We start from the raw sequence: 17,820 nt of genomic DNA, 5'->3' as shown, positions 1-17,820 counted from the left end.
TGCAATAGTTAGGGAAAACCAGATGGTATTTTTAGAGTTATTCGTCATGCTGATCGTGATTTTAATCGCGGCAGAAGTCTTTACCAACGCGCTTGAACACTTGGGCGAAAAGCTTGGTATTTCTGAAGGCGTGACGGGTTCTATCTTTGCTGCGGTTGGTACTGCCTTGCCCGAAACCATGGTGCCCTTACTCGCTTTGTTAGCCGGTACGCAAAACGTTGCAACCAACGAAGAAATTGGCGTAGGTTCAATTCTAGGCGCACCTTTGATGCTAGCGACTTTATCTATTTCGCTCATGGCGATTTCGGTTTGGAAGCGTCGCGGAACGCAAGGACACTTAAGGCCAGAGCGTACTGGTTTAACACGTGACCTTAACTTTTTTATCGCCGCATTTACCTTTGCAGCAGTTGCCATGTATGTGCCTCACACATTAACAACGGTGCGCTATGGCTTGGGTGCTTGCATGGTATTAATTTATGTTATTTACGTGATGATGACGATTAATGCTTCAAAAGCCTTGGTAGAGGACGGTCACGCTACCGAAGCGGGTGGTGATATGTTCTTATGTAAAACTGGCTTGCCAAATAATATGGTAGTGATTGTTATTCAGTTGTTGTTAGGTCTGGGTTTGTTGATTGCTGGCGCTAAAGGCTTTATTCACGGTGTTGAAGCGGCCGCTCACATCATCGGTATCTCAGCATTGTTACTATCTTTACTCATTATTCCGATTGCTACCGAATTACCTGAAAAAGTGAACAGCATTTTATGGATACGCAAAGGCAAAGACACTCTGGCATTCGGTAATATTACAGGCGCCATGGTATTTCAAGGTACTTTGTTACCGGCGATTGGTATTATGCTAACGCCGTGGGAGCCGCGCAAAGAGGTTGTGCTGGGCATTGCTATGACTTTGCTTGCGTCAATCTGGTTGCGATATTTAGTTGCTAAAGGCGGCATCCGAGTTTGGCATTTGCTGGTGAATGGTGCGATGTATGTGACTTATTTGGTACTAGTGTTAGGTTAAAAGTATTAGCCTAAACTGCTTATTAGAATGATGCCTAGTTAGACTAACGTTTAACTAGGTTTCATCGTTTTCAAAGTTTGGGTCTAAATCACTTTCTTTAGCTAAGCCCAGCTTAGATAGTCTGTAACGTAAGGTGCGAAAGCTAACACCGAGCAACTTCGCCGCGGCTGTTTTGTTGTTATTAGTTTTCTCTAAGGCTTTAACAATCGCTTTTTTCTCAACATCTTCAAGATAGTCAGATAGGTTGAGTTCTAGCGGTTTTTCGCCATTAAGCGTTGAGCTCTTCTGTGAATTCAACTCTGAACCGGTAGGGTGGCTATTTCCATAACTTAAATCTTCAATCGTAATCATTTTGCCATCACTCATGGCTAAAGCACGTTCCAGCATGTTCTCTAACTCGCGCACATTGCCAGGAAACTGCATTTTTGAGATATAGGCCTGCGCGTCGCTATCTAATTCAGGCATGCTGATTTTTTGGTAGGTGCATAGTTTTGCGAGTAATAAATTTGCGAGTAAGGGAATATCAGTTGGACGGTCGCGCAAAGAAGGCATTTTAAGTTGAATAACGTTTAGGCGGTAATACAAATCTTGCCTGAACAGCCCTGCATCCATCATTTCAGCTAGGTTTTTATGAGTGGCGCTGATAATGCGTACATCCACGGCCTCTTCATTGGTGCCGCCTACCATGCGAACTTTTTTCTCTTGAATAGCACGCAGGAGTTTAACCTGCATCGCCAGCGGTAAGTCAGCGACTTCATCTAAAAATAAAGTCCCGCCATTCGCCGCTTGAAACATACCTTCTTTATCTTGGTTTGCGCCAGTAAATGAACCTTTTTTATAGCCGAAAAATTCGCTTTCCATCAAGTTTTCTGGAATCGCCCCGCAGTTCACGGCAATAAAGGCACCGTCACCCCTAGAGCTATTCTTGTGTATGAGTTTGGCCGCAAGCTCTTTACCACTTCCAGATTCGCCACTGATGTAAACTGGCGCTTGGCTACGCGCAAGCTTAGCAATCATCGTGCGTACATGCACCATAGGCTCAGAATCACCTATCATTTCAAGTGCATCACCTTTGCTTGCGCTGGCTTGCGATGTCAGCTTAAGGGCGAACTCGATCACTGGGCGTAACTGCTTGAGTGAAATAGGCTTGCTTAGATAATCAAAAGCACCTGCTTTGAGTGCAGATACCGCATTTTCAGCACTGGCATGCGCGGTGATGACTGCAACTGGTAAACCTGGGTGAAATTCACTAATATAATTGACTAAATCCAATCCGGTCCCGCCCGGCATTTGCATATCAGTTAAGCACAGTGCGTATTGGCGTTGATTGAGTAAAGACTTGGCTTCCTGAATATTACTCGCGCTATAAGTGTCAATATCCATGCGCTCTAGCGTCATTGTGAGTAATTCACGAATATCAGTTTCGTCGTCAACGATTAAGCAGGTCAGTTTTTGAGTCATGCGTTATTATGCCTTCTTTAGCTGCAAAATAAAGACACTGCCGTTGGCTAACGCTTGATATTTCAGTTTTGCGCCATTGGCTTCAGCTAACTCACGTGAAATATAAAGCCCTAAACCATTTCCAGTATTTTTAGTGGTAAAAAATGGTTCGAATAATCTAGATTGGTCTTGTTCGGCTACGCCCTCACCATCATCAATCATTTGGATGCTTAAACCTGATTTACTAAATTCAGAGCAAATGATTTTTAGGCTACCAGCTTGTTTTTGACTATGTTCCCAGCCATTTTTACATAAATTCCATAAGATTTGCGTTAGATGGCGTTTGTCAAAAGAGACGGTTTTTTGTGATAGATTATCCAGCTGAAAATGTGTGTTTGGCACTTTCTCCACCGCGCAAAATTGCGCATGAAAGCTGCTGAGAAAGTCACTTATTTCAAACAGCTCTTGCTGCGTGCGATCTCGTCTATTTAGTTCAAGCACATCTTTGATAATTTGATCGATACGCCCAATGTTATCAGCCACAATTTCTAGTAGTCGTTCAGTCGATTTAGAGTTACTTTCATCTTCTTGAAGCAATTGGTTTGCATGACTGATTGCGCTTAATGGATTGCGAATTTCATGTGCGATATTGGCGGTTAACCTGCCTAGCGCCGCCAGTTTAGCTTGTTGTGCCGCCGTTTGAATTTGGCTCAAATCTTGAATGAAGATTACCGCGCCAGCATTTCTTTCTGATAAAGGCGAATCTTGCAGTTGATTGATAGGCATAAACCTAAGTTTTAATTCACGGTTGCTGATGGAAATATTCGAGTTGTTCTTTTCGTCTGCGCCATTGACCCAATCATTAAACATTGTCGCAATTTCAGGCGCTTGCTTAGTTAAAGTGAAATTAGCTTCGCTATTTTGAGCTAAGGAAAGTAGTGCGGTGGCTTGTAAATTGTTATGACGAATATTTAAGTTTTCATCCACCACAATGACGCCATCCTGCATCTCTTGTGTGATGAGGGCATTAACTTGCGATAAGTTTTCAATATCAATACCGCGTGCAGAAGCCAGCGCTTCACTATGCTGCATACGTTTGGCTAAACTATAGGCCAGCCAAGCCGTTGCAAAACAACTTAAGCTGAGCATCACTGGCTGTGTGTAGGTAGTTGGAGGTAAATTTTCTAGAAGTATTCGGTAGCTTTGTTCAAGCAATAAGCCAATAGTCGCGATGGCTGCATAGAATAATGACAACCGACCGTTGCTGACCAAGCTGGCAATGACAATAATAATGACGAGTAAGAGCCCTAAACCGCTAGTGATGCCGCCAGCAGCAAACATGAACAAAATAATAAAAATAATATCTGCTGTAATTTGAAGTGGCAGAGAAAGTCGATACACATCAGACTTTAATGGGCTGATTAGCAAAACAAAAATGCTGAAGATTAAGTAAGCAATCGACAACTTGAATGTGAGTATGGCATAGCCGCCTTGCCATATGGAGTCCTTACCCAAGTAAAGGTAAGAAACAATAAAAACTAAACTTAAAACAAAGCGAAATATGTTGAGTATGTTGATTGCATGGCGCTGTAAGGACAGGTCGATAGAGTCCGCAAGGCTTTGTTTGACGTTAGTATTCAGAACTTCTGAATTTAATTCGTTTGGGTTCAATTTTAATGGCAACACTGATTGTGAGTTATTTAGGGAGGTGTGCTTTACTGCAATAAAAGTCACCGTTGACCAGAAACGCTTCTGACCTCGGTAAATGCACTGCACACGAAGCGCATTGCACCATGTTTTCTATTTCCTGCTCTTTTGCAGTCGCGTCTTTCTTAACATTTTTATCGTCATTTTTTGTGCCAACCTTGCTGCGCTTAAAAGCTACGATCAGTAAGTAAATGATTACGCCTAAAAAAATCAGTCGCCACATAAGATTTTGCACCTATTAAATAATTGATACGATTGTAACCAAAGCTTGGGCTAGTTCAAAATGTAAACCTGATATACTTTCGTTAATGACTGCGTTAACAATTTATAATAAATCAATCCACCGTAAGCGCAATGGCAACAACTAAAGAACTTTCAGATTTTCTTGCGTCGGTAGAACGTCGTGCTTTTAAGCAGACGGCTTATGCCGTGCGTGATGATCATGCCGCGCTAGACATCGTACAAGACGCGATGATGAAGCTTGCAGAAAAGTATGGCGATAAGCCAGCAGCAGAGTTGCCTATGCTGTTTCAACGCATTTTGCAAAATACTATGCGAGATTTTTGGCGCAGGCAAAAAGTTAGAAATTTATGGACCACTTTATTATCTTCATTTGGCAGCAATGAAGATGGTGAAGATCGTGACCCATTAGAGACGATAGATGTAGAAGATGATAGCGATGAACCTGCAGCACAGCTCGAACGCAGCCAAACCATCAAGTTAATAGAAGCTGCTTTAGAAAAACTACCTGCGCGTCAACGAGAAGCCTTTGTGCTGCGTTATTGGGAAGAGATGGATGTTGCTGAAACGGCAAAAGTCATGGGTTGCTCAGACGGAAGCGTTAAAACGCACTGTTCTCGGGCCGTTCACTCATTGGCGATAGAATTGAAGAAACAAGGTCTAGAAAAATTAGGTCTATCAAGTTTAATGTTAACCAGCGAAGGCTCAAAAGGCTAGGAGGTGAGCTATGGATACTCAAAAAGATATGCAAAATAGTCAAGTAAATGAAAAGCTAGTGAATGCCAATCTAATAGAAGATGAGCAGGTAGCTAAACTCGCGGTAAACTTGTTGAATGATAACGCACAACATTTGAATGCCGTTACTTTGCAGCGTTTGTCAGAAGCGCGTGACCTAGCGATCAGCAAGTTAGAAGCCAGCCAAGGCGTCAATCAAAGTGGTCATGTGTTGCAATGGGTAGGGCATGGCTTTGGTGGCTATTTTGGGCAGCATCGTTTGATGTCTGCTGCAATTATTATTGGTGCCATGTTGCTTACATTTTTAGCCGCACAAAAATTTAATGAAAATAATAACTTAGAAAATAGTGATGCATTTTTGTTGGCGTCTGAATTGCCGCCAGAAGCATTTGCAGATAAGGGGTTTGATACATGGTTAGTTTCCAAGCGAGATTAAAACTCGTCTCAGTATTTTCAGTTGCATTGTTAGTCAGCGGATTGATGTTTAACCATGTGGTCTTAGCGGATGATACTAACGTGACTTGGGCGCAATTGAATGATGGGCAACGACAAATATTAAATCCTTTAGCCTCAGAGTGGGATACCTTACGCCCTTGGCAGCGTGAAAAAATGCTGGATATAGCACATGATTACCCTAAAATGAGTCCAAGCAAGCAAGCTTTAGTACAAAAGCGGCTCACCAATTGGAGTCGCATGACCCCTTATGAACGTGAGAATGCAAGAAAAAATCATCAACAATTCCAGTCTTTACCCGCAGATAAGAAAAGTGAATTGCGTCAAAAGTGGCTCGAGTATCAAAAATTACCAGAGTCAGAAAGAGCACGCTTGCGTGCTGATTCACCAGACACCTACAAGGATGCAGATTTAAATTAATAGATAAGCTAACTGAATAATCTATGAAAAATGAGCAAGTAGCACAAACAACAGCCCCAAGTTTTATTAAGCTTGGGGCTTGTCTTATTTACGAGATGCTAGTCGTGATTGCGTTGTCATTAGCCGCCACAGCTATTTTTGTTTTATTGCTAGGTGAGGCGACAATAGGCATTAAACGATATTTGCTACAGTTATTTTTATGGCTGACGGCAGGTGTATATTTTGTTTGGTGTTGGCATAGAAAAGGTCAGACGCTTGCCATGCAAACCTGGCAGTTAAAGTTGCTCAATCAAAAAGCGCAGCTGTTGCCATTAAAAGCGGCGATTGTCAGGTATCTGCTAGCTAGCCTAAGTTTGATGGTATTCGGTTTAGGTTTTCTGTGGGTCATTGTTGATCGTGACAGGCTATTTTTGCACGACAGACTCCTCAAAAATAAAATTACCTACGCTCCACGTAAAACAGCATCGCCACACCCGCCATCAAAAACATAATGGTAGGCATAATGGCGCTAAATAATGGCGGCCAGTCATTGAGCAATCCTAAATGTGCAAATACGCGGTTGAGTATTTGATACATGACTCCCAGCATAATGCCCACAAAAATCTTGGTGCTAGCACCCGCAGCACGTTGTTGCACAAAGCCAAATGGTAGCGCCAAAACCACCATGACCATGCAGGCTAAGGGATAAATCATTTTCGCCCAAAGTGCCACCTCGTAACGCGTCGTCTTTTGTTTGTTGATGCTTAAGTGATTGATATAAGTATATAAATTCCATGCAGACATTTTTTCTGGCATGATCAGTAATACATTGAGCAGCTCCGGGCGAATCAAAGAGTGCCATGTTGCCTCTGCAGATTGGCTTACTTTCACAGAGTCTTTGCCGAAGCTAGTATCTGTAACATCCTTGAGTCTCCAAGACTCATGTTTAAACTCCCCCGCTTTAGCATTACGCGTAGAGATAAGTTTTGCATTTTTATCAAAGTCAAAGATGTGGATGTTGAGCAATGTCGCATCTGGCAGCACTTCTTCAACGTTGATAAAGCTATTACCATCTTTAACCCAAAGACCAGACCTAAACTCTTGAGCAACAACAGAGTCAGTGGCTTTGATACGCATGCGCTGAGCTGTTTTTTCACTAAATGGTGTGACAAGCTCACCTATTAAAAAGGTGATAATGGTAAATATAGCGCCAATTTTTAATAGCAAAACTGCAATATCAAAAATAGATAGCCCGCTCACTCTTAACACTACCAATTCAGAGTAGCGCGCGAGCTGCCCTAAGCTGTACATGCAACCTACCAGCACGGCTACAGGCATCACGTCGTAAACATGGCCAGGTGCGCTGAGTAATACGAACAATAAAATTTTACTCAGACCATAACTACCTTTGCCTAAAGCCTCTAATTCTTGAATCAAATCGAAGAAGGAGAACATTGCGATAAGCGCTAGCATGACCATGAGCACATTGCTTACGATTTCTTTGAGTAGATATTTATTTAGAATTTTCATATGAAATGTAGATCACTAACTTGGGATCTATTTTTTGGCTTTCATAGGCAGTGTTAACCATGAAGGCCGAGGAATGCTAGGTAAAATTGGTAACTGTAAAGCGCGTCTATAAAACATATAAAAAACTAATGTGCCGAAGGCTAAATGGATAGGCCATAGCCCTATGATTCCACTGATTTTACCTTGCGCAATCCAAGCCTGAACGATATTGAGTAGATTGTTGTAGATGATATAAATCACGATAGCCAGTGCAAAATTTGCTGAGCGTCCTGCACGAGGATCTAATGCGCTTAAAGGGATGGCGAGCAGTGCAAGTATCAGCGCAGAAAACGGCATGGCAAGGCGCCATTGCAATTCAGCAATGTTGCTACTACTTTTGTTCATGATTAACTCGCTACTGGAAATCGATTGCGTTGAAGGAGGCTCACGCTTTGCCTCGCTAGCCTCCACACGAATGGCGTACTTCTCAAACTCCGTTGTTGAATATTCAGCCGTGCCACGAGCCCCTTCGTAGCGGTGGCCGTGCTCCATCAGCAAAAAATTATCGCCGTTTTTCTCAGCCAGCCGGCTACCTTGTGCCGCGACAATGATGCCTAATTTTTGATGTTGTATCGACTGAACAAAGATGTTTTTAACAATATTACCTAGCTCATCAAAACTCTCTATAAAAAATACACGATCTGCATGCGCTGATTCTTTAAATACGCCAGGGCTAATGGCGGCTAAGTCATCGCGACTTTCAAGCTGTACACGAAAATCTTCTACTTTGTTGGTGGCCCAAGGCGTTACAAATAGACTTAAAAAAGCAATAATCACTACAATAGGCACGGCAAATACTAATATTGGGCGTATCCAGCTAGTGATGCTAAGACCCGCGCTAAACCAAATGACCATTTCAGAGTCTCTATACCAGCGAGAAAGCGTGAGTAGTATCGCTAAAAACAAGCTTAGAGATAATAATAAAGGCATAAACCGAATGATGTTGAAGCCCAGTATGGTGGTGATGGCATCATTCGGCAATATGCCCTTCGCTGCCAGTTGAACCAAGTACCCCGCGCGCTGAGCGATGACAATTCCTATTAAAATAAGAAAAGTACCACTGGCGGTAGCAATGAGTTCGTGTAAGAGTGAACGCCTAAAAAGCATATGATTTATTGGTAACTATATATTTACAACTATGAATTGCGTGTAAAACACGCGATAATTTAACTTAATAATATAAAAGGGTGAAGCGATGAAATCCAGCACTATGGAATTTAGCATAAAAAATGACAATCCGCTAAAGCTGCAAAGCGATTGCATGATTATAGGCGTTTATGAAGATAAAAAACTGTCAGATGCTGCCCAATCTATCGATACAGCATCCGCTGGTTACCTGTCAAATATCCTAAAACGTGGTGATTTTGATGGCAAAACTGACGCCACTTTAATATTGCATAACGTGCCAGGCACCGCTAGTGAGCGCGTTTTATTGGTTGGCTTAGGCAAAGAGTCTGATTTTGCTGAAAAACAATATTGCAAAGCGGCGCGTGCTTCAATGAAGGCTTTAGCCAATGGTGGGGCGAGTAAAGCCACTACCTTCTTGGTAGAGTTGCCAGTAAAACAATTAACGACTAAACAAAAAACTGCGCTTTTGGTTGAAGTAAGCCTTGATGCAACTTATAAGTTTGATGCGATTAAGAAGAAAAAAGAAGAATCTAAGAAAGGCTTAGCTACACTGAATATTAATGTAGCCGCTGGCGATGTAAAAGAAGCTAAAGCCGGTCTAGCCGATGGCTTGGCATTAGCTTCAGGAGTGAGCTTTGCAAAAGATTTGGGCAACTTACCACCAAATGTTTGTACACCTAGCTACTTGGCTGAGCAAGCACAGTCATTGGGTAAGAAGCATGATTTCAAGGTTAAAGTTTTAGAGCGCGAAGAACTTGAAAAATTAGGCATGGGATCATTTTTAGCGGTATCCCAAGGCAGTGAAGAGCCACCTAAATTTATTATCATGCAGCACTTAAAGGGTAAGAAAGACCAAAAACCAGTTGTGCTAGTGGGCAAAGGCATTACCTTTGATACTGGCGGTATTTCATTGAAACCAGGCTCAGAAATGGACGAGATGAAATACGATATGTGCGGCGCTGCAAGTGTACTTGGTACATTCAAAACCATTGCGGAAATGGATTTGCCCTTAAATGTGATTGGCGTTATCCCAACCTGTGAAAATATGCCAGATGGCCGCGCAACAAGACCTGGCGATGTATTAACCAGCATGTCTGGACTCACCATTGAAGTATTAAATACCGATGCTGAAGGTCGTTTGATTTTATGCGATGCGCTGACCTACGCTGAACGTTTTGAACCAAGTGCTGTGATTGATATTGCAACCTTGACAGGCGCTTGTGTGATTGCTTTGGGTCATCACGCAAGTGGCTTGTTCAGCAATAACGACGATTTAGCTAATGAGTTATTACAAGCAGGTGAAACTGCGCTAGATCGTGCATGGCACATGCCGATGTGGGATGACTATCAACCATTGCTTGATAGTAATTTTGCTGATATGGCCAATATTGGTGGTCGTGCAGCTGGAAGTATCACCGCGGCTTGTTTCTTATCAAGGTTTGCTAAAAAATATGATTGGGCACACTTGGATATTGCTGGTACTGCTTGGAAGTCGGGCAAAGAAAAAGGGGGGACTGGTCGCCCAGTGCCGCTATTAACCGCATTCTTAGTGAATAGAGCGAATAGCTCGAAAAAATAGCACACGCTATGACTCGTGTTGAATTCTATTTTAATGTGCCTGATAAGTTTGCAAAAACGGTAGAGCTGTGTGAAAAGGCGCTTGCTAAGGGTCGCCAGCTCACGATTTATACGCAAAACGATGCTATGAGTAGTGATATGCAAAACTTACTATGGGCGCATTCAGCCAGCAGTTTTTTGGCAAATAGCAATGTGAATGAAGCGCATAGTCAATTTTCGCCTATCGTAATAGATGCTAAAGGTGAAAACTTATTACAAGATGATGTGTTAATTAACCTGCAAACGACGCAACCACTTTTTTTTAGTAGATTCAGGTACTTGGTCGAGTTGGTCGGTAGTGATGAGGCTGATAAAGCTGCTGCTAGAGCGCGCTTTAGGTTTTATAAAGATCGTGGCTATGATATAAAATCGACGGATGCGGCAGCTGCTTAAGCTGTGGTTTCGTTAATAGTTGATGAGTGTTCAATCTAATTTTCATTAGGCTTAATTATGCAAGAAGAAGATATTCCCTTATTAACAGAAGTGCACGTCAAATCTGCACAATCTATTAAACCGATCAATATCACTGCAGACTTGATTGCAGAACTGACTGCTCAAATTAGGCCGCAATTAAAGCTTCAACTTGAGGAAGAAATTGAAAATGCCGTCATACAGAAGTTTAAAAAGCGCATGCATGATGATTTGTTGAATGAGTCTGCTGAGATACAAAAAGCGAGTCAGAGTTTTCTAGCTGATGCACTAAAAGAACAATATGAACTTCAATTGCAGCAGCTAAACGACAAATCTAATGCGATTGAAGAGTTGGCAAGCGCTAGATTGATACAGCATATCAACGAAGAACTCAACACCTCGCAACAGGCTAGTCATGCCAGTTTGATGGAAACGATCCATACAGCCATTGTTCAGGCACAACAGGCCTCGGTAGAGCAAATTAAAGATTCGGTAGCGCAGGAAGTCAGTCATGCAGTTGCAAATGCTCAGCAGTCAGTCATGGAAAATAGTGCAGTCTATGTCGATAAAGTAAGGGCAGACTTAGCTACAGAAATTCCTAAAATGATGCATGCAAATGCAGACATTATCAAAGCAGACTTAGCTGATATCTTAAGTGAAATGCAGGCTAGAGGTTTGGACGAAATGCAAGCCAAACTAAGCCAAGCAATGCCCATGATGGAGCAAGCCGTTACTAAGCAGTTTGAAGTAAACTTAGCCAATTTAGAAAGTAATGCGCTGGAAAGTGCGACTCAGGTGTTGCAATCAAGTGCTAACTTAGCCAAATCTGACTTGGAAAGCGCGTTGGGTCAGATGCATGAAAATGGAATGGCCGAGGTGCAGGCTAAGCTCGCCGCCGCATTGCCAGCCATGGAGCAGGTATTGACGAACCGGGTGCAGGAAACCTTAAAAACTTTGGAAACTGTAACGGTCGAAAATACGACTCAGGTAGCGGCTAGCTTGAAGTCGGATTTAGATGAGGCTTTAGTGCAAATGCAGGCGCAGGGCATTGCCGAAGTGCAGGCTAAACTCATCGGTGCGCTACCTATGTTGCAAGACTCGTTAACCGAAAAATTGCAGATTACCTTATCTTCGCTAGAAACCAAAACAGTTGAGGATGCCAGCCATGCATTGCAAGATAAAATAACGCGCCTGCACGAAGATATTTTAACTGAGCATCAGAATAATCTAGCACGTGAATTGTCGGCGATTTACCAAGGCCTGACTGCACAATCGCATACTGAGCTAACAATTTATTTGGATGCGTTGCAATTGAAGTCTAAGCAGCAGCTAGATAAAGAAGTCAGCGAAGCTTTCCCGACGCTATATCAAGGCTTGGCCAATGAGCTAGCGGCGGGCTTGAAACAGGATTTTGTGGCAATGGCAGATGCTAGCAAGCAAGAGTTCAAGCAAACACTAAATGCGGAATTGCCTGAAGTCGAGCAAGCATTAGCCAATAAAGTTCAGGAAATACTAAGTGTTGAAGTGCCAAGAATTGAGCAGCAGGTCAGTGCAAACATTAAGGCTGAAATAGAAAAACTATTAGATTCCGTACGCTTGATTTTTAGTAAGTAGGCTTTGCTTAGTGGGTATTAACTAAAGTCCTTAAGCAACGCCGTCAAGTAAAGCTTGGTATGCCTCGGCGGATAATAGTGTTTTGCTCACATCATCGTCACTCGGCTTATATTTAAATATCCATGCTTGATATGGTTTTTCATTGATTAGCTCTGGTGAGTTAATCAGCTCGTGATTGATTTCAATCACGTCACCATCAACCAAAGCGTGTAAATCCGAACCTGTTTTTACTGATTCAACGAGGCCGCAAGGCTGCCCAGCCACTAGCTTAGTGCCAATTGCAGGTGCTTCTATAAACACAATATCCCCTAGTAAATCCTGCGCATAGTCTGTAATGCCAGCCTCCCATGCGCCGTCAGCCGACGCCTTAGTCCATAAATGTGCGTTGCTGTATAGAATAGTCTTTGGAATTTGCATTTTGCTTACTTTAAAAGTGATGGCTTAATTGATGAATAAGCCTGTGATTATATTGCTAATAATCGAATTGTTAAAATAAAATTAATAGATAATTAACCGTTAATTAAGAGTAATATTAAAGATAAACATTTTTAATGACAAAGCTAAAGTTTTTATATAGAATTATCTCGTAACTCTATGACGTAAAAGAAACTAATTTATTTATGCGCAAACTTATACTACTTTATACCGCCTTAACACTAAGTTTGTCGCCCATGCTTTCGTATGCGGCTACAAAAAAAACGCATAAGCATGTGGTATCTCACATCAAAGTGACGCATACCAAATATCAAAAAAATAAAGCCGGCAACTATGACCTTGCAAAATACAAGCTGAATAGAAATGTAGCTGGTGTTAAAAAATCAAGAGTACACGTTCAGAAAGTAAGCATGATTGTGCCACGTGCTTACGACGGAAGTGGGCCATTAGAGCTAGCTTCATCTAAAGCCTTAGTGATTAATCAACTGACTGGTGAAATCATCTACGCAAAGAATACCAGTCAATCTACCCCTATTGCCTCTGTCACTAAGTTGATGACGGCAATGGTGATGTTAGATGCACATTTACCGATGGATGATTTGTTGTTTATCGGAGATGAAGATGTAGATTATATAAAACGCACACATTCCAGATTGAACGTAGGGACACAACTTACGCGTGGTGAACTCCTGCAATTAGCACTGATGTCATCAGAGAATCGTGCAGCCTCTGCTTTAGCGCGTAATTACCCAGGTGGTATCGGCGCATTTATGGTGGCGATGAATCGTAAAGCTGACGTGTTGGGTATGAAATCTACACGTTTCTATGATGCTACAGGCTTAGATAGCAATAATGTTTCTACGGCAGAAGATTTGGTGAAAATGGTGAATGCTGCATACCACTACCCTGAAATTCGCCAAGTAACTACAACTGCCTCACAAGAAATTACATTGTATGGACGTGAAAATCCAATTAACTTTGTAAATACCAACTCGCTAGTGCGAGGTAGTGATTGGGTGATTGGTTTATCTAAGACTGGCTTTATCAATGAGGCTGGACGTTGCTTAGTGATGCAAGCGGAAATCTCTGGTCAGCCTATGATTATTGTATTGCTGGATTCAGCAGGCAAACAGTCACGTATTGGTGACGCTAATAGAATTCGTAAATGGATTGAGTATAACGATACTGCCTTATTGGGCGAGAATGTTAGTGGTTAAAAAAGTGACTTAAATAAGTAAGTGACTTAAATAAGTATAAGTGCAATAAAAAAGCGGCTTAGAAGCCGCTTTTTTATTGCCGTAAATTAATTAACTATTGAGCTATTAAACCTAAGTTTATTTAGCTTTTGATTATTGAACCTTATATTATTGAGTGGCAGCTTTCTTAGGAGCGGCCTTTTTAGCAGCAGGCTTCTTCGCCGCGGTCTTACTTGCCGCTGGTTTTTTAGCTGTGGCTTTAACTGCAGCAGGTTTTTTGGCCGGTATTTTTTTAGCAGCTGGCTTTTTCGTAGCCGTCTTTTTAGCTGGCGCTTCTTTTTGCGCTTTAGCCATTAGTAATTCCAAAGCTTCATCCAAAGTCAGTGATTCAGGCTCAACGCTTTTTGGCAGTGTTGCGCGAATCTTACCGTGTTGTACATAAGGTCCGTAGCGGCCTGCAAACACTTCAATTTGACCATCTTCAGTTGGATGGTTGCCTAATGTGGCTAATGGCGCTGGACCTGTGTGGGCTGCAGCTAATAAGGCTACTGCACCGTCTAAATCAATAGTAAATACGCTCTCAGTTTTTGGAATCGATTTAAACTTAGCATCGTGATTCACGTAAGGCCCGAAACGACCAATATTAGCCACGATTTTTTTATTCGTGACTGGATGTAAACCAAGATCACGCGGTAAAGATAGCACCATTTTCGCGGTTTCTAAATTCATATCCGTTAATGAAATTTCTTTAGGTACGCTGACACGCTTTGGTTTCTTTTTGTCACCTTCAATGGCCAACCCCAGTTGTAAATAAGGGCCGTATGGACCATTCATCAGCATGATTTCTTTGCCAGATTCGTCATCGTTACCAATGATGATTGGATCGCTTCCAACTTGTGCTGCGCCATTTAAGCTGCGTTTGTAATCACATTTAGGTTCATCGTTATAGCCTGTACAGCCAATAAATGTACCGAAACGGCTGAGTTGTTTTTGTAATGGCTTACCACATTTAGGACAAGCTTCATCAATCAACTCATTACCTGGGCGCTCTACATCGGCTTTGCTGAGTAATTGTTGGTTGAAACCTTGCCAAAACTCCGCCATGAGCGGTAACCACTCACGCTCTCCCTCGGCAACGCTATCGAGCGCATCTTCAAGGTTAGAAGTAAATGCATAGTCGACATATTTAGTAAAATGTTCTGTTAAAAACTTATTCACCACACGTCCAACATCAGTCGGCGTAAAGCGTTTTTTGTCTAATAATACATATTCACGGTCTTGCAGCGTACTAATGATGCTGGCGTAAGTAGAAGGACGGCCAATACCGTACTCTTCTAAAATCTTGACCAAGCTAGCTTCGCCATAACGTGGTGGAGGTTCTGTAAAGTGTTGGTCACCGTAGATTTTTTCAACGGTCAATACTTCGCCAGTTTCAAGATGTGGGAGCTTGCTTTCGCCTTCTTCTTCCTCATCGTCCGTGCCTTCCATGTATACGGCAATAAAACCCGGGAATACGAGGGTTTGACCAGAAGCACGGAATAAGTTGGCGTCAGAGCCTACGCTTAAATCTACGCTAACTGCATCAAACTTGGCAGGCGCCATTTGGCAAGCCAAGGCGCGCTTCCAAATCATTTCATATAGTTTAAATTGCTCGTCTGTTAAGTATTGACGAACGCTTGCGGGCGTGCGGCTAATGTCGGTTGGGCGAATAGCCTCATGTGCTTCTTGTGCACTTTTAGATTTTGTTTTGTATTGGATGGCCGCTTTTGGCAAATACTCTGCATCAAAATTCTTTTTCACGTAGTCACGAATCTGCGCAATTGCCTCAGATGCAATGCTGAATGAGTCGGTACGCATGTAAGTAATCAAACCCACTGTACCGCTGCCTACGTCCATACCTTCGTACAGTTGCTGTGCAACACGCATGGCGCGCGAAGTGGTAAAGCCTAATTTACGCACAGCTTCTTGTTGCAGGGTAGAGGTCGTAAATGGAGCAGCTGGGCTGCGGCTACGTTGTTTTTTCTCAACACGCGAAACTGTCGTTTTACCTGCGCTAGCGAGTAATAATTTGCCAACTATGTCAGATTGTTGGTCATGGTTAATCACCGTGAATTGCTCAACTTTTTGATTGTTGAGCTGTATCAGTTTCGCAGTGAAGCCGTGGCTATGTTTTAAAGCATCTAAATGAACAGACCAGTACTCTTGTGATTTAAACGCTTCAATCTCAAGCTCACGCTCAACGATTAAGCGTAGTGCGGGGCTTTGCACACGTCCAGCAGATAAACCGCGACGGATTTTTTTCCACAATAAAGGCGATAAGTTAAAGCCTACCAAGTAATCTAAAGCACGACGCGCTTGTTGAGCGTTTACCATTGGCATAGAAATATCGCGTGGCTCGGCAATCGCGTGTTCAACTGCACTTTTGGTAATTTCATGAAACACCACACGCTTCATGACTTTATTTTTAAGTAAGTTCTTAGACTTTAAAATTTCGGCAATATGCCATGAAATCGCTTCACCTTCGCGGTCCGGATCGGTTGCGAGATAGATGCTATCGGCGCTTTTTACAGCCTTGGCAATCGCGTCTACATGTTTACTGTTGCGTTCGATAATGTCGTATTTCATGGCGAAATCATTGGCGGTATCCACTGCACCATTTTTCGGAATCAAGTCGCGCACGTGTCCGTAAGAGGCAAGCACTTCAAAGTCGCTACCAAGATATTTCTTGAGCGTTTTTGCCTTAGAAGGAGATTCAACAATTAACAGTTTGGACATGCATGCCTAGAAGAATGAGTGATTAAATGGGCTGAATTATAGAATTGCTAAGCTTACAACTCGGATAATAGCAAGGTAAATGGCTATAAGACAACAACTTACCGCACATACTACGCAAATTTATCGATTAATTTGTAACATTATGTGTTTCGAATAAATTCGATTCGTGTACCGTCAGTGCTATTTAAGCTAAGCGCTTCACTTTCTTTAGCGATGTCGCCGAAAAGTGGATCTTCATCATCTGGCTTGGCTTGGCTCAAGCCTTTAAAGTCATATAAGTCAAAATCAGCCAAGTGTGAGGGCTCTACATTGCCAATTGCACGGAAGATATTATTGATACGACCTGGGTGCTCGCGCTCCCAAACTTGCAGCATATCTTTTACTTTTTGACGTTGTAGGTTCTCTTGGCTGCCGCATAAATCGCATGGAATGATTGGGAATTCCATTTGGCGCGCGTAGCTGGCGATATCTTTTTCGCTGCAATAGGCCAATGGACGAATGACGATATTTTGTTTGTCATTGGTAGAAAGCTTAGGCGGCATGGCTTTTAACTTCGCGCCAAAAAACATATTGAGAAATAGTGTCTCTACAATGTCATCACGATGATGCCCAAGCGCAATTTTGTTAGCTCCTAGCTTTTTTGCCGTGGTGTAAATAATGCCGCGACGCAAACGTGAACATAAACTACAAGTCGTTGCGCCTTCTGGAATCTTCTCTTTTACAATCGAATAGGTATCAGCCTCTACGATACGGTAATCAATGCCAAGCTTTTCAAAGTAAGCCGGCAAAATGTCAGCAGGAAAGCCGGGTTGCTTTTGGTCAAGATTCATAGCGATGAGCTTGAAGTTAATCGGCGCACGCTCTTGCAAAGCCAGCAGAATCATCAGCATGGCGTGAGAATCCTTGCCGCCGCTCATGCATACCAGCACCGTGTCACCTTCTTCAATCATATTGTAATCGCCAATCGCTTTGCCCGTGGCGCTAATCAGGCTATTGCGTAGCTTGATGAAGTTATTGGAATGGTTTGCTGGTAAATGGTTAATCATAGGTTGTTTAATTTAATTAGTTTGCTTTGTT

The 17,820-nt window shown here is 42.4% G+C and carries 17 protein-coding genes; 9 read left to right on the top strand and 8 right to left on the bottom strand.

Annotated elements, in window-relative coordinates:
* Positions 1–22: 22 nt before the first annotated feature.
* Positions 23–1,024, top strand: coding sequence for a sodium:calcium antiporter (locus PSU72_RS13370; protein WP_300433115.1), 1,002 nt, complete (start codon positions 23–25; stop codon positions 1,022–1,024).
* 54 nt (positions 1,025–1,078) lie between these two features.
* Here PSU72_RS13370 and PSU72_RS13365 read toward each other — a convergent pair whose 3' ends face one another.
* The 3 genes from PSU72_RS13365 to PSU72_RS13355 are packed head-to-tail and all read right to left on the bottom strand — an operon-like array spanning position 1,079 to position 4,394.
* Positions 1,079–2,485, bottom strand: coding sequence for a sigma-54 dependent transcriptional regulator (locus tag PSU72_RS13365; RefSeq protein ID WP_300433114.1), 1,407 nt, complete (start codon positions 2,483–2,485; stop codon positions 1,079–1,081).
* A 6-nt stretch (positions 2,486–2,491) separates the two neighbouring features.
* The gene (locus PSU72_RS13360; RefSeq protein ID WP_367186094.1) at positions 2,492–4,135 is read right to left on the bottom strand and encodes an ATP-binding protein; all 1,644 of its coding nucleotides are present in this window, start codon (positions 4,133–4,135) and stop codon (positions 2,492–2,494) included.
* Between the two features lie 25 nt (positions 4,136–4,160).
* Positions 4,161–4,394 (bottom strand): PP0621 family protein, encoded by a 234-nt coding sequence (locus tag PSU72_RS13355; protein ID WP_300433111.1) that lies wholly within the window; start codon positions 4,392–4,394, stop codon positions 4,161–4,163.
* 107 nt (positions 4,395–4,501) lie between these two features.
* Between PSU72_RS13355 and PSU72_RS13350 the strand changes: the two genes are divergently transcribed.
* From PSU72_RS13350 to PSU72_RS13335, 4 genes are read left to right on the top strand one after another with little or no spacing between them, the layout of a single operon-like run.
* The gene (locus PSU72_RS13350; protein WP_300433305.1) at positions 4,502–5,128 is read left to right on the top strand and encodes an RNA polymerase sigma factor; all 627 of its coding nucleotides are present in this window, start codon (positions 4,502–4,504) and stop codon (positions 5,126–5,128) included.
* A gap of 10 nt (positions 5,129–5,138) precedes the next feature.
* A complete protein-coding gene (locus tag PSU72_RS13345; protein WP_300433110.1) occupies positions 5,139–5,582 on the top strand; it encodes a DUF3619 family protein in 444 nt (147 codons plus the stop codon).
* Positions 5,558–6,019, top strand: a complete 462-nt coding sequence (locus PSU72_RS13340; RefSeq protein ID WP_300433109.1) for a DUF3106 domain-containing protein — start codon at positions 5,558–5,560, stop codon at positions 6,017–6,019. The genes PSU72_RS13345 and PSU72_RS13340 overlap by 25 nt, the downstream gene beginning before the upstream one ends.
* Positions 6,020–6,042: 23 nt before the next feature.
* The gene (locus PSU72_RS13335; protein ID WP_300433108.1) at positions 6,043–6,510 is read left to right on the top strand and encodes an RDD family protein; all 468 of its coding nucleotides are present in this window, start codon (positions 6,043–6,045) and stop codon (positions 6,508–6,510) included.
* Here PSU72_RS13335 and lptG read toward each other — a convergent pair.
* Positions 6,458–7,528, bottom strand: coding sequence for an LPS export ABC transporter permease LptG (lptG, locus tag PSU72_RS13330; protein ID WP_300433107.1), 1,071 nt, complete (start codon positions 7,526–7,528; stop codon positions 6,458–6,460). The two genes, PSU72_RS13335 and lptG, sit on opposite strands and share 53 nt — an antisense overlap.
* Positions 7,529–7,555: 27 nt before the next feature.
* Positions 7,556–8,674, bottom strand: coding sequence for an LPS export ABC transporter permease LptF (gene lptF / locus PSU72_RS13325; protein WP_300433106.1), 1,119 nt, complete (start codon positions 8,672–8,674; stop codon positions 7,556–7,558).
* 103 nt (positions 8,675–8,777) lie between these two features.
* Here lptF and PSU72_RS13320 point away from each other — a divergent pair, with 103 nt between their 5' ends.
* Genes PSU72_RS13320 through PSU72_RS13310 form a run of 3 tightly spaced genes read left to right on the top strand, consistent with a single transcriptional unit; the run spans position 8,778 to position 12,337 of the window.
* Positions 8,778–10,274 (top strand): leucyl aminopeptidase, encoded by a 1,497-nt coding sequence (locus PSU72_RS13320; protein WP_300433304.1) that lies wholly within the window; start codon positions 8,778–8,780, stop codon positions 10,272–10,274.
* An 8-nt stretch (positions 10,275–10,282) separates the two neighbouring features.
* Entirely contained in the window at positions 10,283–10,705 is a 423-nt protein-coding gene (locus PSU72_RS13315; RefSeq protein WP_300433104.1) for a DNA polymerase III subunit chi, read from the top strand.
* 57 nt (positions 10,706–10,762) lie between these two features.
* Positions 10,763–12,337, top strand: a complete 1,575-nt coding sequence (locus tag PSU72_RS13310; RefSeq protein ID WP_300433103.1) for a hypothetical protein — start codon at positions 10,763–10,765, stop codon at positions 12,335–12,337.
* A gap of 30 nt (positions 12,338–12,367) precedes the next feature.
* Here PSU72_RS13310 and gcvH read toward each other — a convergent pair whose 3' ends face one another.
* Positions 12,368–12,754, bottom strand: coding sequence for a glycine cleavage system protein GcvH (gene gcvH / locus PSU72_RS13305; protein WP_300433102.1), 387 nt, complete (start codon positions 12,752–12,754; stop codon positions 12,368–12,370).
* A gap of 203 nt (positions 12,755–12,957) precedes the next feature.
* Here gcvH and pbpG point away from each other — a divergent pair, with 203 nt between their 5' ends.
* The gene (pbpG, locus tag PSU72_RS13300; protein WP_300433101.1) at positions 12,958–13,989 is read left to right on the top strand and encodes a D-alanyl-D-alanine endopeptidase; all 1,032 of its coding nucleotides are present in this window, start codon (positions 12,958–12,960) and stop codon (positions 13,987–13,989) included.
* A 147-nt stretch (positions 13,990–14,136) separates the two neighbouring features.
* On the opposite strand, the gene topA is transcribed toward pbpG, so the two are convergent.
* Together topA and ttcA are read right to left on the bottom strand one after the other, a co-directional pair.
* Positions 14,137–16,743 carry a type I DNA topoisomerase gene (topA, locus tag PSU72_RS13295; protein ID WP_300433095.1) on the bottom strand — a complete coding sequence of 869 codons (2,607 nt, stop codon included), beginning with the start codon at positions 16,741–16,743 and terminating at the stop codon, positions 14,137–14,139.
* Positions 16,744–16,883: 140 nt separating this feature from the next.
* Complete coding sequence (ttcA, locus tag PSU72_RS13290) at positions 16,884–17,789, bottom strand: tRNA 2-thiocytidine(32) synthetase TtcA (protein WP_300433093.1); 906 nt, start codon at positions 17,787–17,789, stop codon at positions 16,884–16,886.
* Positions 17,790–17,820 lie beyond the last annotated feature (31 nt).

Source organism: Methylotenera sp. (assembly GCF_029945535.1).
GTDB lineage: Bacteria > Pseudomonadota > Gammaproteobacteria > Burkholderiales > Methylophilaceae > Methylotenera.
Note: the sequence above shows the minus strand (reverse complement) of the source record. Positions and strands in the feature narration are given on the sequence as shown.